Source organism: Archangium violaceum Cb vi76 (assembly GCF_000733295.1).
In the GTDB taxonomy this organism is placed as follows: Bacteria; Myxococcota; Myxococcia; order Myxococcales; family Myxococcaceae; genus Archangium; species Archangium violaceum.
Window position 1 is genome coordinate 35090 of sequence record NZ_JPMI01000165.1, and the last position, 14453, is coordinate 49542.

A 14453-nucleotide genomic window follows, 5' to 3' on the forward strand; every position below is an offset into this window, starting at 1 on the left:
GTCGCCAGGCCGTCCACCTCGGAGTTCCGAGGTGTTACCAGCTATAGATGCCACCCACATCCACGCCCAGGTCGAGGTCGTGGCCGTAGGACGGCTCGAAGTCCTGTGCTCTGTCGAGCACGATGGGGGCCACCGCCAGCCGGGGTGAGAGTGGCCGGACCGCCGCGAGGCACGTCACCCCCGTGACCACCTCGCGCAACCCGTCCGTCACCCCTGCCTCTGTCAGTACCGCCAACTGGCTGCGCTTCGCCCCCGCGAAGGACGCCAGCCGGGGTACCGTCAACCGGTTGCCCCCATCGCGCTCGGACAGCCCGGCCGTTGGTGACAGCCGGACCAGAGTCTTCATCACCGGCGCGTTCTGCTTCCCCCCCACGTGCAGCACCACCCCCACCTTGCCGGTGCCCCGCTGCATTCCGTGGACCTGATGACGCGTCGCCTTCATGCTGTTCTCCAGCTCGCGCTGCATGGGCTCCCCCCGTGTGGCACGCCCGTGAGCGAGATCGGTGACAGGCCGGGATAATGGCCAATGCGCGCCGGGGAGTTTTCCTCGCGGACGCCAATCGGTTGCGTCAGGGCGCCAACCCGGGGGCGGATCACCCGCGGTGTCTGCCTGCCCGCTCTCCGGGCGGACGGGCGGTGCGCTGAACGGCCTTGCAGGTGGGTGGGGTCGGCGCGGTATGGAGCGATGTAGGCCGCGATGAGGATGGGATGAACATGGGTGACGGAGGAGGACGGGGTGTGCTGGCCGTGGTGGCGGAGAAGCCGGCCATGGCGCGCGACATCGCTCGGGCGCTGGGCGCTCGCGAGCAGGGGGATGGGTTCTTCCGCGGCAACGGCTACATGGTGACGTGGGCCATTGGCCACCTGGTGGGCCTGGCACAGCCGGACGAGATGCGGCCCGAGTGGAAGCGCTGGAATCGCGAGTTGCTGCCGATGCTGCCGGGAGACTGGCCGTTGGTGGTGCAGCAGAAGACGGCGAGCCAGTTCAAGGTGGTGAAGCGGGTGATGAACGCGTCCGAGGTGGACGTGGTGGTGTGCGCCACGGACGCCGGGCGCGAGGGCGAGCTCATCTTCCGCTACATCTACGAGGCGGCGGGGTGCCGCAAGCCGGTGAAGCGGCTGTGGGTGTCGTCGCTGACGGAGGGGGCCATCCGGGATGGCTTCCGCGCGTTGAAGCCGGGGCGCGACTACGAGCCCTTGGCGGACGCGGCGAAGGGGCGGAGCCGGGCGGACTGGCTGGTGGGGATGAACCTGACGCGCCTGTACACGGTGGCGTGCGGCGGGGACATGCTCTCGGTGGGGCGGGTGCAGACGCCCACGCTGGCGATGGTGGTGGAGCGCGAGCTGGCCATCCGCGACTTCGTGCCCAAGGACTACCTGGAGATTGTCGCCACCTTCGGGCCCGAGGGTCCCGAGGGGCCGCGGGGGAGCTACCAGGGCACGTGGTTCCGTCCCGCGGAGCCGGGCAAGGAGAAGGAGTGGGACGCGCGCGAGGCCCGGCGTCTGTCCGCGGACGGTGAGGAAGCGGGGCGCATCGTCGAGCGGGTGAAGACGGGCCGCGCGGCGGTGGAGTCCGTCACCGCCGAGACGAAGCGGATGGCGCCGCCGCTGCTCTATGATTTGACGGAGCTGCAGCGCCACGCGAACCGGCTGTATGGCTACAGCGCCCAGCGGACGTTGGAGCTGGCGCAGGCGCTGTACGAGAAGCACAAGCTGCTGAGCTATCCGCGCACGTCGAGCCGGCACCTCTCCCAGCAGATCGCCGACACGCTGCCGGAGGTGGTGCGCGCGATTCGTGGGCCGTGGGAGGCGTTGCTGGCGCCGGGGACGGGGGATCGCCCGCTGGGGCGCCGCTTCGTGGACGACGCGAAGGTCGCGGACCACCACGCCATCATCCCCACGACGACGTCGCCGGAGAGCGCGAGGCTGACGCAGGACGAGCGGCACATCTACGAGCTGGTGTGCCGGCGGCTGCTGGCGGCGTGGCACGAGGAGTTCGTCTGGTCGGTGACGACGGTCATCACGGCGGTGAGCTCGGCGTCGGAGGTGGACCGGTTCCACAGCGCGGGCACGATGGTGGTGCGCGAGGGCTGGAAGGTGCTGGACGTGGGGGGAGGGCAGAAGGCGCCGAAGCCGCGGGAGGCGGGGAAGAAGGGGAGCGAGGCGGAGGCGGAGGAGCCGGAGGACGAGCAGGAGTTGCCGCCGGGGCTGGCGAAGGGGCAGGCGAAGGCGGTGCGGGACGTGAAGCCGTTGACGAAGCGGACGAGGCCGCCGCCGCGGCTGACGGACGCGAGCCTGCTGACGGCGATGGAGACGGCGGGGCGGACGCTGGACGACAAGGAGCTGGCGGACGCGATGAGGGAGTCGGGGCTGGGGACACCGGCCACGCGGGCGGCGATCATCGAGACGCTGTTGGATCGCGGCTATCTGGTTCGGCGGGGCAAGTCGTTCGAGGCGACGGAGAAGGGAATCGGGCTCATCCGGGTGGTGCATCCGGACGTGAAGAGTCCGGCGATGACGGGGCAGTGGGAGGCATGGCTGCAGCGCATCGAGCGGGGCAGCGGGGACCTGGAATCGTTCCTGAGGGGAATCGAGGCCTACATCATCGAGGTGGTGGGCAAGGTGCCACCGAACCTTCCCATGCCCATGGTGGCCGCGAGAACCGCCGCCCCAAGAACACCCACCGCATCAAGAACACCCAATACCCAAAGAGGGCCCACAACCCCTCTCCCGCCGGGAGAGGGACGGGGTGAGGGTATCTCGGGGTCCCCGTCCCAAAGGAGCACCGCGCGCCCGTCCCTCACCTTCGTCTCCCCAGGTCCCACCACCCGCCCCGAGAGAACCCCGCGTCAGCCCACGCGCCCCTCCGAGCTGCGCGGGCTGCTCGAGGAGGTCTTCGGCTTCAAGGACTTCCGGCCGTACCAGGAGGCGGTGTGCCGGGCGGCGACGGAGGGCAAGGACCTGTTGCTGGTGATGCCGACGGGAGCGGGCAAATCCCTCTGCTACCAGCTCCCGGGCCTCGCGCGAGCGGGAACGACCCTGGTCATCAGCCCGCTCATCGCGCTGATGGAGGACCAGGTGGCGAGGCTCCAGTCGCTCGGCCTGGCGGCGGAGCGCATCCACTCGGGAAGAGACCGGGCCACGTCGCGGCAGGTGTGCGCGGACTATCTCGAGGGGCGGCTGGACTTCCTCTTCATCGCGCCGGAGCGGCTCGGAGTACCAGGCTTCGTGGAACTCCTGGCCCGGCGCACGCCGGCACTCGTCGCGGTGGACGAAGCCCACTGCATCTCCCAGTGGGGACACGACTTCCGCCCGGACTACCGCCTGCTGGGAGCGCGGCTGCCGATGCTGCGTCCCTCGCCCGTCATCGCGCTCACGGCGACCGCGACACCGGACGTGCAGCGAGACATCGTCCAGCAGCTCGGGCTCGAGGGAGCGGGGACCGCGCCCGCGCGCACCTTCATCCACGGTTTCCGGCGCACCAACATCGCCATCGAGGTGCGCGAGCTCAACCCGAGCCAGCGCTCCGACGCCATCCGCGAGCTGCTCGCGGACCCCTCGCACCGGCCGGCCATCGTCTACGCCTCCACGCGCAAGCACGCGGAGCGCTACACGGAGGAGCTGGGCGCGGACTTCCGCACGGGCACGTACCACGCGGGCATGAGCGCGTCGGAGCGGGACGAGGTGCAGACGGCGTTCCTCGGAGGCCGGCTGGAGGTCATCGTGGCGACGACGGCCTTCGGCATGGGCATCGACAAGGCGGACGTGCGCACGGTGGTGCACGCGGCGCTGCCGGCGAGCCTGGAGGGCTACTACCAGGAGCTGGGCCGCGCGGGCCGGGATGGAAAGCCCTCGCGCGCGGTGCTGCTGCACTCCTTCATCGACCGGCGCACGCACGAGTTCTTCCAGGAGCGCGACTACCCCGAGCCCTCGGTGCTCGAGCGCATCTACCGGGCGGCGCGCGAGGAGCAGGAGGCGAAGGAGTCGCTGGCGGCGCGGGCGCGCGTGGCGGTGGACACCTTCGACAAGGCACTCGAGCAGTTGTGGATCCACGGCGGCGTGGAGATCAGCCCGGACGAATCGGTGCGCCGGGGCAAGCCGGGCTGGGCGGCCTCGTACGCGGCGCAGCGCGAGCACAAGCAGTCGCAGCTGGAGCACATGGCGCGCTACGCCGAGTCGCACGGGTGCCGGATGAAGCACCTGGTGGACCACTTCGGTGACCTGCAGGACACGGGCGCCGCGTGCGGCCTGTGCGACGTCTGCGCCCCCGACACCTGCGCCACCCTCCGCTTCGGCGAGCCCACCGCCAGCGAGCTGCACGCGCTCGGGCGCATCCTCGAGGCGCTCCACGAGCGCGATGCCCAGGCCACCGGCCGGCTCCACCGCGAGCTGTTCGGCGAGGCGCTGCCCCGGCGCGACTTCGAGCGGCTCCTCGGGGGACTGGTGCGTGCCGGGCTCGTGCGCCTGTCCGAGGACACCTTCGAGAAGGACGGGCAGAGCATCACCTTCCAGCGCGTCTCGCTCACGACCGAGGGCCGGCGCACGCGCGAGCCCGCTCCCGGTCAGGTGCAACTGCCCCGGCCGCCGGACGAGGCCCCCGCGCGCAAGCGCCGTGGCTCGCGGGCCAAGGGCTCCCGGGCGGAAGGTGGCCGCAAGAAGGCCTCGCGCCGCAAGGAGTCCGCCTCCGGAGGCAGGAGGAAGCGCCAGGCCCTGGAGCGGGCCGAGCCCGCCTATTACGCGGCGCAGGACGAGGCACGCCCCACCCCGGTCTCTCGTGGCCGGGAGGCGCTGACGCGGGCCCTGGAGCGCTCGCGGCGCAGTGGGGAGACGTTGGGCGTGGGTACGCCCTCGCCCCAGCTCGTGGAGGCCCTGAAGGCATGGCGGCTCGCCGAGGCCCGCCGCCGGCGCGTCCCCGCCTTCCGCATCCTCACCGACAAGGTGCTCGGCGCCATCGCCACCGCGCGCCCCCGGGACGGCCTGGCCCTGCAGCGTGTCCACGGCGTCGGCCCCAAGCTGGCCGAGCGCTACGGCGAGGCCATCCTCGGGCTCGTCGGCCGCATGTCATCCTGAGTCCTACAACGCCGCCGTGTGTCTCTTTTCAAGAGGGGGAGTGGCGGAGGCGTTTTTCTCTATGAGAAAGTGAGCACTGTCTTCCGACGAGGGCAGCGCTCCGCCTCCGGAGCCGCTTTCCTGGCCAGGCGCCGATGAGGTGCCGAAGGGACCGTCATGTCGCCGGAGAAAGTGGTGTTCGCCACGGCCGTTGAAGCCCTGTTCGTCCGGGCGCTGGGGGCGAACCTGTCGAGCCTCGCCCGGCGGCGGCTGCGCGAGGCGGGGTTGGACCTGGAGAAGCCGCTGGAGGTCTCCTATCCGCTCGACGAGTGGAAGACGTTCGTGCACGTGGCCTCCGGGGCCCTCTACCCGCACCTGGAGCCCGTCGAGGCGCACTGGTGGATGGGCATCCACTTCCTGGAGGGCTACCTGCAGACCTTCACGGGGCGTGTCGTGGCGGAGCTGGCCCCGGCGCTCGGCCCCCGGCGCATGTTGGAGCGCATCGGGCAGGATCTGCGCAGCGGCAACAACTTCAGCGAGGTCGAGCTGGTGGCGCACTCCCCGCGTCACTGTGAGCTGTGGATGAATGACGTCCTCGACGACGTGCCCTCCTTCGCGGCGGGCTTCATCCTCCGGGCCCAGCAGCTGGCCGGCGCGCGGGGCGTGCACGTGGACGTGGCCTCCTACGATGGCACCGCCTGCACCTTCGACATCCGCTGGCGCGAGGCCCTCCCCCAGGCCGTCAACGGCTGAGCCGCCGCGGGCCTACAGGTACGGCGACAACAGCCGGGCCACTCCGTCCCGCAGGCGGATGGGCAGCGGCCGTGCATTCAGCTCCTCCAGCGTGACGAGCCGCGAGCGCGACAGCCGCTCCTCGATGAGCGCGTCCAGCCGTGCCGCCAGTGGCGCGTCGTAGCACTCCACGTCGAACTCGAAGTTGAGCCGCAGCGAGCGCGGGTCCCAGTTGGCCGAGCCCAGGAGCGACCACACCCCATCCACCACCATCAGCTTGGTGTGGTCGAACGGCGGCGCGGTGAGGAAGACGCGGCTGTGGGGGCGCATCACCTGCCACAGCTGCGCGATGGAGGCCCACTGCACCACCGGGAGGTTGAGCTTCTCGGGCAGCACCAGGTCCACCCGCACGCCCCGCATCGCCGCCACGTTCAACGCGGTGACGAGCGCCGCTTCCGGGAGGAAGTACGGCGTGACGATGCGCACCGTGCTCCGCGCGCACGCCAGCGCCCCCAGCAGCGTCAGGCGCAGCGTCTCGAAGTCCTCGTCCGGGCCATCCGGAATCCCCCGCGCCATCACCGGCCCGGCGGGCTCCAGCGGGGGGAACCACGTCTCCCCGTGCAGGCGCTCCTTCGTGGTGAAGGCCCAGTCCTCGGCGAACGTCTCCTGCAACTGCCCCACCACCGGCCCCTCCACGCGGAAGTGCAAGTCCCTCGCGTCGCCGTGGCCCGGCAGGAAGTGCTCGCGGATGTTCATCCCCCCGGTGAAGCCCACCCGCCCGTCCACCACCAGCAGCTTGCGGTGGTTGCGCAGGTTCATGAAGGGCAGGCGCGCCGGCATCTGCAGCGTGGGCAGGAAGCGCGCCACCCGCACCCCGGCGCGGCGCAGGCGGCCGGTGATGGGGGGCCAGTCATAGCGCGCGCCCAGCGCGTCGATGAGCACGCGCACCTGCACCCCGCGCTCCACCGCCCTCCCCAGCGCCTCCGCGAACCGCCGGCCCGCCGCGTCGTTGTCGAAGATGTAGCTGCACAGGGAGATGGAGGTGCGTGCCGTCTCGATGGCCTCCAGCATGGCCGGGTAGGCGCCCACGTGGGCCTCCAGGGGCACCAGCTTGTTGCCCGGCAGCAGCGGCCGGTGATGCACCACCTCGTCCACCAGGCGGACGAGCGAGGACAGGTGCGCCGCCGGAGGCACCTCCGCCGCGAGCTGCTCGGGCGTGCACGGGGCGACGTCCGGCTTCGGGGGGAACTGGCCATGCTCCTGGCGCAACGTCAGCGAGCGGGCCCGGCGGCGGATGCGGTTGATGCCGAGAATCAGGTACAGCACCACCCCCACCAGCGGCACCAGCCACACCAGTCCCACCCAGGCCACCGCCGCGCGCACGTCCCGCTTGCGCAGCACCGCGTGCCCGGTGACCAGCAGGTTGGCCACCACCGCGAGCCCCGCCGCCACATGGGGCCAGACCTCCAGGACCAGCGATTCCAGCGTCATCCTTCCTCCGTCCGGTCCTCGGGCCGGGCGTGGAAGTCAATATGTGCATGCTCCGGGCCCGGGCGCGGGCAGGGGAGGGGAACTCCGTCCGGCATCCTTCAGAGTGACCCGGGAGGTCACCTATACTGCACCCCGTGGAACCCCTGCCCAACGCGCCCCTTCCCGATGTCACCCGCTTCTTCCACCCCGTCCTCCCCGCCCGGAAGTTGAAGGACAAGCCGGTGCGGGTGGAGCTCGCGGGCCGGGCCTATGCCCTCTTCCGCGATGCCCAGGGCCGCCCCGCCGCGCTCGCCGACGCCTGCCCCCACCGCATGGCCCCCCTGTCCGCCGGCCGCGTCACCCGCGAGGGCCAGCTCGAGTGCCCCTACCACGGCTGGCGCTTCGACGCCGACGGCCACGGCCGCAGCCCCAGCCAGCCCGACCTCAAGAAGTGCGACGCGCGCGCCTTCCAGCTCGTCGAGCGCTTCGGCTACCTCTGGCTCTCCGCGCGCGACACCCCCCTGTCCGCCTTCCCCGACTTCGCCCCCGAGGGCTACGACTTCAACGGCGCCTTCTCCATGCTCTTCCGCGCGCCGCTGCACGTGACGCTCGACAACTTCAGCGAGGACGAGCACACCCCCTTCGTCCACACCCGCCTGGGGTGGAACCGCGCCCAGGCGAAGGACATCTCCTACGAGGCGCACAACTTCGAGGACCGCACCGAGGTGCGTTACCGCGCTCCCCAGCGGCCCTCCTTCCTGATTCCCCTGCTGCTGCTGCGCAACGGCGACTTCTTCCACAACCACTGGGTGACGCGCTTCGATCCGGTGCGCACCGACTACACCATCACCTGGACGGGCCCCGCCGGCGAGCAGCGCCCCTTCACCAACCGCGCCATCATCTTCTTCGTGCCGGAGACGGCGCACACCACGCGCCTGCACACCTTCTCCTTCGGCCAGCTCCACGACGCGCGCCTGCGCCCGCTCCTGCCCCTGGTGCGCCGCGCCGCGCTCGTCCTGAGCTGGTACGAGGTTCGCGACGACGCCCGCTTCATCCCCCTGGTGGCCCATACCCCCTACAGCCTGAAGGGCATGCGGCTGGGCAAGTACGACAAGCCCCTCATCCACCACCGCAAGCTGCTCGAGCGCATCTACTTCTCCGGCGGCGACGCCTCCTCTCCGCCCACGCCCCTCCCGCTGCCCGAGGCCGCCAACGGCTGAGCGCCGCACCGTGTCAGGTGGCTGTCCGCCAGGTGACTGGCCCCACGACAGCCCGTGTCCGAGACCCGGACAGCCCACTCGTTGATGTCCAAATGGTTGGAATGCATAATGTTTGACCACAAATTGTAATGTCGTTTGGCAATCTTGCCGCACCGGCTGGAGTGTGGGGGCTCCAGGCCAATCCGGGGGAAACCCGCCAAGCCCCTGAAATGACAAGAGCCCGGCTTCCTGGCACGGCGGGTGCTCAAGGGGAGGCGCGCGCGGCCGCGGCTGGTGCTCCAGGCGGCCACGTCAACCCCCACGTCGTTCCCGAAAGAGGAAACCCCCATGCGTAAGCTTTCCATGGCGCTGCTGGCTGGTGTGGCACTCGTTGGCTGCGGTGGTCCCGAGGCCTCCGAGTCCCGTATCCCCACGTTCGAGGAGTTCCAGGCCGAGGCCATCCAGGACGAGGGCAACGTGTTCGTCGTCAACGGCGACGAGGCCGTCGAGGGCGTCGAGGGGCTGCGCGCGTACTATGACAACTTCGTGGCCAACGGCGACGTGGGCACCAACCAGGGCGAGCTGGCCGTCTACTATATCGGCGGCGACATCAAGTGGAGCTCCACTACCGCGCGCAACCTCACCTACTGCGTGAGCAAGACGTCCTTCGGCAGCCGCTACAACACCGTGGTGAGCGCGATGAACAGCGCGGCCGCGGCCTGGGAGGCCACCGCCAACGTCAACTTCGTGCACTCCAGCGGCTACGACTCCAACTGCACCGCCTCCCAGAGCGGCGTGGTGTTCGACGTGCGCCAGACCTCCACCACCAGCTACCTGGCGCGCGCCTTCTTCCCCAACTCCAGCCGCTCGGCGCGCAACGTGCTCATCAGCACCAGCGCCTTCGGCAACGTCTCGCCCTGGACCCTCACGGGCATCCTCCGCCACGAGCTGGGCCACGCGCTCGGCTTCCGCCACGAGCACACCCGCTCCACCTCCTCCGGCTGCTACGAGGACAGCCAGTGGCGCGCGCTGACCAGCACCTATGACCGGGCCTCCGTCATGCACTACCCCCAGTGCAACGGCACCCAGACGGGCGATCTCGTGCTGACCAGCCTGGACAAGTCCGGCGCCCGCTCGCTGTACCCGTAGCCTTCGTGGGCCCGGCCCGGGCCCGCGGCTGACGTCCGGACCGGGGAGGCCCACCTTCACGGCTCGTGAGGGCAGGTATCCCTGGTCCTTCGTCAGGGTTGTTACGGAGGGTTGTTGGTTGATGCTGCAAGTATTAAGATGGGACAGGGTTGTGGCCGCTCTCGGACCTGGCTGGTCTGTTGGGTAGGCGAGGTGTGTGCCCGCTGTCCGATTCAGCAACATGGGCGTCCAATTCCCGGACGCTCAGAATGTTATTGGCGCAACGCCTTGGAATCCCATGGGATTTCCAGTGGGGTGTCATGCGCCTTTACGCGAAAGCCGGGAGCGCCTGGAGTGACGGTGCTCCACGGCTATTCGCGTTATTCCCGCCAAGTCCTTGATTTCCGGTGAGCCCGTTTGTTGGCACGAGGGGTGCTCATGGGGAGGGTCGCGAGGCCGCGGCTGGTCACCCAGGCGGCTCGTCAACCCCCACGTCGTTCCCGAAAGAGGAAACCCCCATGCGTAAGCTTTCCATGGCGTTGCTGGCTGGTGTGGCACTCGTTGGCTGCGGTGGTCCCGAGGCCTCCGAGTCCCGTATCCCCACGTTCGAGGAGTTCCAGGCCGAGGCCATCCAGGACGAGGGCAACGTGTTCGTCGTCAACGGCGACGAGGCCGTCGAGGGCGTCGAGGGGCTGCGCGCGTACTATGACAACTTCGTGGCCAACGGCGACGTGGGCACCAACCAGGACGAGCTGGCCGTCTACTATATCGGCGGCGACATCAAGTGGAGCGCCACCCAGGCGCGCAACCTCACCTACTGCGTGAGCTCCTCCTCCTTCGGCAGCCGCTACAGCACCGTGGTGAGCGCGATGAACAACGCGGCCGCGGCCTGGGAGGCCACCGCGAACGTCAACTTCGTGCACTCCAGCAGCTACGACTCCAACTGCACCGCGTCCCAGACGGGCGTGCTCTTCGACGTGCGCCAGACCACCACCACCAGCTACGTGGCGCGCGCGTTCTTCCCGAACTCCAGCCGCTCGGCCCGCAACGTGCTCATCAGCACCAGCGCCTTCACCTCGACGGGCGCCTGGACCCTGACGGGCGTGCTGCGCCACGAGCTGGGCCACGTGCTCGGCTTCCGCCACGAGCACACCCGCTCCACCTCCTCCGGCTGCTACGAGGACAACCAGTGGCGCGCGCTGACCAGCACCTATGACCGGGCCTCCGTCATGCACTACCCCCAGTGCAACGGCACCCAGACGGGCGATCTCGTGCTGACCAGCCTGGACAAGTCCGGCGCCCGCTCGCTGTACCCGTAATCCGTCCGCTCTCGTGAGCTGACACCGAGGCCGGGGATGCACGCCTCCACGCGGGGCGGGGCGTCTCCGGCCTCTTCGTTCTTCACGCCGGCGCCGGGGCTTCCTCGAGCAGCTCCCGCGACTCGAAGGAGATGAGCGTCTTCACGTGGTCCTCGTCCTCGATGTCGAGGCACTCGAGCTCCCCGGTGTCGCTCTCCTCGGCCCAGACGTGCACCGGGTGGAGGATGCGATGGGTGAGCTCCTCGCCGGGATGGCCCACCGTCACCTCGATGGCGCCCTCGCCGCTGCCCTTCTCCTCGACGAGGATCTCCACCAGCGGCAGGTTCCAGGCCACTCGCTGGTCTCCCAGCTCCGGTCCCGCGGCCTGGATGCGGACCTGCTGGTCGCGCTCGACGGCGCTCAACAGCAGGAGGTAGTCGGCCCACCGCTCGCGGGGAATCTCTCGCGTGTGATGCATGGCGCACCTCGCTGGAAGGCGGGAGGACTCACTGCCTCCCCGTGTTCCAAAGCCGATGCTTCCAAGGTGGGCAGCCGGAGCGGGCGCGGCCATGGGGAAGCGGGCGGGGAGCGGCGCGGACGAGCCCGTCCGGGGAGCGGGCATCCGGGCGGGCCTCGGGCCCTCGAGCGGAGGGCGGGCCACGGCCCGGGGAAACCACCGCTCCGCCCGGTGAGGAGCGGGGCGGTGGGGACGACGCATCAGAGCGTGGGGGCGCCGATGATGTTGCCGCAGTAGGCGTTGGTGCCGCAGGTGGTGCCCTTGCTGGTGTACCAGGCGGACTTGCGGGTGGCGTACTGGCGGTTGTCCGCGTGCACGTGCGGGCCGGTGGCCTGGCCGGTGCCGCCCACGAGGCCCAGCGCGCAGCCGTCGCACGTCTTCGAGCCGGAGCTGACGTTGGCGTAGAAGTGGAGCTGGCGGAAGTCCCAGCCGTTGGCGCCGGTGACGACGTAGTAGTTGCCCGCGCCGCCGTTACAGGTGGAGCCGTAGCAGGCTCCGGCACAGCCGCCGTAGTACTTGTAGTAGTAGCTGCCCGCCAGCATGCCGCGGTGGTTCCACTCGTTGCACGAGCCGTTGCCGATATCGAGCGCGGTGTGGCTGCTGCCCGAGCAGCTGTAGTACGTGGTCGAGTTCACGTACGCGGTGGTGTCGCAGATGGGGCCCTTGGCGGTGGCGGAAACGGCCACCCCGGCCCAGCCCGCCACGAGCGCCGCGGCGGCGTACATCATCTTCTTCGCGTTCATACTTCCTCCTGAGTGCTTCACTCCGGTGTTTCACTGCATGAGGAACTGCCTTCCCCCCGTTACTCGCGGATGCGCTCCTTCTCGCGGAGCACCAGGTGCCACTCCTGCAGGCCCAGCCTGAGCGCGGACTGCCAGGCGTCGATCTCCGCGTCCATCCCCGGGGCCACACCCCGCAGCGACTCGAGCGTGGTGCTCGCGCCGCCCATGCCCAGCCGGGCGATGCCCTGCAGCGCCGCCTTGCGCACCGCGGGGTCCTTGTCCGTGCGGTAGAGGTCCACGAGCGAGCGGCGCGTGCTGGCCGCCTCCGCGCCGGGGACTCCGCCGAGCGCCGTGGCCGAGGCCGCGCGCAGGCCCGGGTGGTCCGTGCGCAGGTTGCCGCGCAGCTTCTCCACCGTCTCGTGGCCCACCTGCTCCATGGAGACCTCGGACAGCAGCTTCGCGGCCGCCTCGGGGTCCCTGGAGGCCAGGGCCGTGGCCACGGCCGTCTCGGACACCGTCTGGTCGTGGCCGAAGTACACCTTGGCGTTCTCGTGGACGAGGTTCTCCACCACCGCCTGGCGCACCTCGGGCGCGCTGTCGCGGATGAGCTGCTCGTACGTCACCACGTTGCCGTTCTTGCCCATGGCGTCCACGGAGCCGATCCCCTTCAGCCCGCGCACCGCCGCGGCGCGCAGGGCCGGGTCCGAGTCACTCGCCGCGCGCGCCAGCAGGGGCTGGAGGAGGGAGGCGTCCTCGCTGAAGCTGGCCTTGCCCGCCACCGCTCCACCCAGGGCCTCCAGCACGTCGGGGTCGCGCTCCCGCTGCACGGCGGCGAGCAGCTCCTCGGCCGGCATCACGCGGGCGGCCATCTTCAGCCGCTCCTTCACGTACTTGCGGTAGGCCGGCGAGCCCGTCTTCAGTGCCGCGCGCAGCTCGTCCAGCATGCCGGTGAAGGAGCACGTCGTCGCGCGCAGGGGCGGCTCGTTCCCAGCGGCGGAAGCGGTGACGGGCAGCAGCCAGGCCGCCGAGGCGAGCAGCGCCACGCGCCAGCGGGAAGGGCGGTTCATGCGAGTCATTCCTTCGCGGGAGTGGGGGCTCATCAGTGCGGCGCTCCTTCCTCGACGAGGCACTGGTGGCGCTCTTCCTTGCCCAGCCAGATGCGGACGAAGTCCACCGCGCCCGAGGCGTAGAGCTTCTGGAAGTCCTGGTAGTCCTGCAGGAAGCGCGGATCCTGCGCGGCCATCTGCGCGAGCAGCGGCAGCGCCTGGGCTCCACCCGCGCGCACGGCGAAGCGGAAGATGGCCCAGCGCACGCACTCGTCCTGCTCGGCCGGGAAGGCGGTGCGGTAGGCCTCGAGCGCCTTCTCCGGCGTCTCGGTGACGGCGAGCCGGAAGGCCGCCATCTCGCGCACGTCGCGTTCCTTGTCCTTCCGCATGATGGTGCTCAGCCGCTCGATGGAGTCCCCGCCGATGATGGGGTTGGAGTAGGACGGCATCTCCAGCGCGAGCAGGCGCACGGCCATGTCCTCGGACTTCTCGCCGATGTCCATCAGCTCCTTCCAATACGGAGCGAAGTTGCCGGTGCGCTCGTAGTCCTCCTTCATCACCCGGCCGAGCGTGCGCGTGGCCACCCAGCCCGCCGAGTCCGTGGACACGTCCATCGCCACCGCCTTGAGCCGCTGGATGTTGGCCGCCGACAGGCTCTTCTGCGACTCGAGCGTGTCCAGCGCCGCGGCGCGGTTGACGAGCTGCGCGCCCGGGTCCTCGCCCATCTTCAGCAGGCGCTCCACCACCTTCGGATCATGCACGGCGGCGGCGTCCTTGAGCGCCTCCATGAACACGCCCAGCTCCGGCTGCTGCGACTTCTCCGCCCAGTCGAGCACCTGGAGGGCCCGGCGGGTGTCTCCGCCAATCAGCTCCGTGAGGCGCTCCTGGAGGTACTGCGCGAGCTCCCGGTCCCCCGCGCCCACGGCCGAGGCCAGCGCCTGGCGGAAGTTGTCGAGCGAGGTGTCCTTGTCGAACTCGCCCACCCCCTCCCAGCACCCCGGCATGGGCAGCACGTCTTCCTTCGGCGTGGCCTCCTGGGGTTGGCCAGAGCCCGCGGCGTTGGCGGAGCCGGTGGCGCCCCGTGCCTTCCCGGCGGACGCTTCCGGGGTGGCCACGGAGTCCGAGGCCCCCTCTCCCGCCGGACCGGAGCCGCGCGAGACCAGTGCCGCTCCGAGGACAATGAGTAACAGTGCGCCGAACAGTGCGGCGGCCTTGATGGATGGACGTTGCATGGTGTGAACGGGTATTCCTGGTATCACGAGAAATGATTGGACTTCAAGAATTTCTCAGGG

The 14453-nt window shown here is 70.2% G+C and carries 11 protein-coding genes; 5 read left to right on the forward strand and 6 right to left on the reverse strand.

Annotation, left to right across the window (positions count from 1 at the left end; genetic code table 11):
• Window positions 1-34: 34 nt before the first annotated feature.
• A complete protein-coding gene (locus Q664_RS57980; RefSeq protein WP_152622307.1) occupies window positions 35-442 on the reverse strand; it encodes a hypothetical protein in 408 nt (135 codons plus the stop codon).
• A 266-nt stretch (window positions 443-708) separates the two neighbouring features.
• Between Q664_RS57980 and Q664_RS23965 the strand changes: the two genes are divergently transcribed.
• Together Q664_RS23965 and Q664_RS23970 are read left to right on the forward strand one after the other, a co-directional pair.
• Window positions 709-5070, forward strand: a complete 4362-nt coding sequence (locus tag Q664_RS23965) for a DNA topoisomerase 3 (RefSeq protein WP_052518588.1) — start codon at window positions 709-711, stop codon at window positions 5068-5070.
• A gap of 156 nt (window positions 5071-5226) precedes the next feature.
• The gene (locus tag Q664_RS23970; RefSeq protein ID WP_043400083.1) at window positions 5227-5802 is read left to right on the forward strand and encodes a DUF2378 family protein; all 576 of its coding nucleotides are present in this window, start codon (window positions 5227-5229) and stop codon (window positions 5800-5802) included.
• Between the two features lie 12 nt (window positions 5803-5814).
• On the opposite strand, the gene Q664_RS23975 is transcribed toward Q664_RS23970, so the two are convergent.
• A complete protein-coding gene (locus tag Q664_RS23975) occupies window positions 5815-7272 on the reverse strand; it encodes a phospholipase D-like domain-containing protein (protein ID WP_043400086.1) in 1458 nt (485 codons plus the stop codon).
• A 134-nt stretch (window positions 7273-7406) separates the two neighbouring features.
• Between Q664_RS23975 and Q664_RS23980 the strand changes: the two genes are divergently transcribed.
• The 3 genes from Q664_RS23980 to Q664_RS23990 all read left to right on the forward strand — a co-directional run bounded on the left by Q664_RS23980 (window position 7407) and on the right by Q664_RS23990 (window position 10897).
• A complete protein-coding gene (locus tag Q664_RS23980) occupies window positions 7407-8471 on the forward strand; it encodes a Rieske 2Fe-2S domain-containing protein (RefSeq protein ID WP_235216850.1) in 1065 nt (354 codons plus the stop codon).
• 327 nt (window positions 8472-8798) lie between these two features.
• Window positions 8799-9599, forward strand: a complete 801-nt coding sequence (locus Q664_RS23985; RefSeq protein WP_043400089.1) for a M57 family metalloprotease — start codon at window positions 8799-8801, stop codon at window positions 9597-9599.
• 497 nt (window positions 9600-10096) lie between these two features.
• The gene (locus tag Q664_RS23990; protein WP_043400091.1) at window positions 10097-10897 is read left to right on the forward strand and encodes a M57 family metalloprotease; all 801 of its coding nucleotides are present in this window, start codon (window positions 10097-10099) and stop codon (window positions 10895-10897) included.
• 82 nt (window positions 10898-10979) lie between these two features.
• Here Q664_RS23990 and Q664_RS23995 read toward each other — a convergent pair whose 3' ends face one another.
• The 4 genes from Q664_RS23995 to Q664_RS24010 form a co-directional block, all read right to left on the reverse strand.
• Window positions 10980-11354 carry a DUF5335 family protein gene (locus Q664_RS23995; RefSeq protein WP_043400094.1) on the reverse strand — a complete coding sequence of 125 codons (375 nt, stop codon included), beginning with the start codon at window positions 11352-11354 and terminating at the stop codon, window positions 10980-10982.
• Between the two features lie 239 nt (window positions 11355-11593).
• Window positions 11594-12136, reverse strand: a complete 543-nt coding sequence (locus Q664_RS24000) for a peptidase M23 (protein WP_043400097.1) — start codon at window positions 12134-12136, stop codon at window positions 11594-11596.
• A gap of 59 nt (window positions 12137-12195) precedes the next feature.
• On the reverse strand, window positions 12196-13182 hold the full coding sequence (locus tag Q664_RS24005; protein ID WP_235216851.1) for a HEAT repeat domain-containing protein: 987 nt from the start codon (window positions 13180-13182) through the stop codon (window positions 12196-12198).
• A 32-nt stretch (window positions 13183-13214) separates the two neighbouring features.
• Window positions 13215-14393: a hypothetical protein gene (locus Q664_RS24010; protein ID WP_043400100.1), complete on the reverse strand. Its 1179-nt coding sequence runs from the start codon at window positions 14391-14393 to the stop codon at window positions 13215-13217.
• Window positions 14394-14453: the final 60 nt, after the last annotated feature.

Coding starts and splice junctions, on each gene's coding strand:
- Q664_RS23970 (WP_043400083.1), top strand. CDS start 5,227: ATGTCGCCGGAGAAAGTGGTGTTCGCCACGGCCGTTGAAGCCCTGTTC.
- Q664_RS23990 (WP_043400091.1), top strand. CDS start 10,097: ATGCGTAAGCTTTCCATGGCGTTGCTGGCTGGTGTGGCACTCGTTGGC.
- Q664_RS23995 (WP_043400094.1), bottom strand. CDS start 11,354: ATGCATCACACGCGAGAGATTCCCCGCGAGCGGTGGGCCGACTACCTC.
- Q664_RS23975 (WP_043400086.1), bottom strand. CDS start 7,272: ATGACGCTGGAATCGCTGGTCCTGGAGGTCTGGCCCCATGTGGCGGCG.
- Q664_RS23965 (WP_052518588.1), top strand. CDS start 709: ATGAACATGGGTGACGGAGGAGGACGGGGTGTGCTGGCCGTGGTGGCG.
- Q664_RS24000 (WP_043400097.1), bottom strand. CDS start 12,136: ATGAACGCGAAGAAGATGATGTACGCCGCCGCGGCGCTCGTGGCGGGC.
- Q664_RS57980 (WP_152622307.1), bottom strand. CDS start 442: ATGAAGGCGACGCGTCATCAGGTCCACGGAATGCAGCGGGGCACCGGC.
- Q664_RS24010 (WP_043400100.1), bottom strand. CDS start 14,393: ATGCAACGTCCATCCATCAAGGCCGCCGCACTGTTCGGCGCACTGTTA.
- Q664_RS23985 (WP_043400089.1), top strand. CDS start 8,799: ATGCGTAAGCTTTCCATGGCGCTGCTGGCTGGTGTGGCACTCGTTGGC.
- Q664_RS24005 (WP_235216851.1), bottom strand. CDS start 13,182: ATGAACCGCCCTTCCCGCTGGCGCGTGGCGCTGCTCGCCTCGGCGGCC.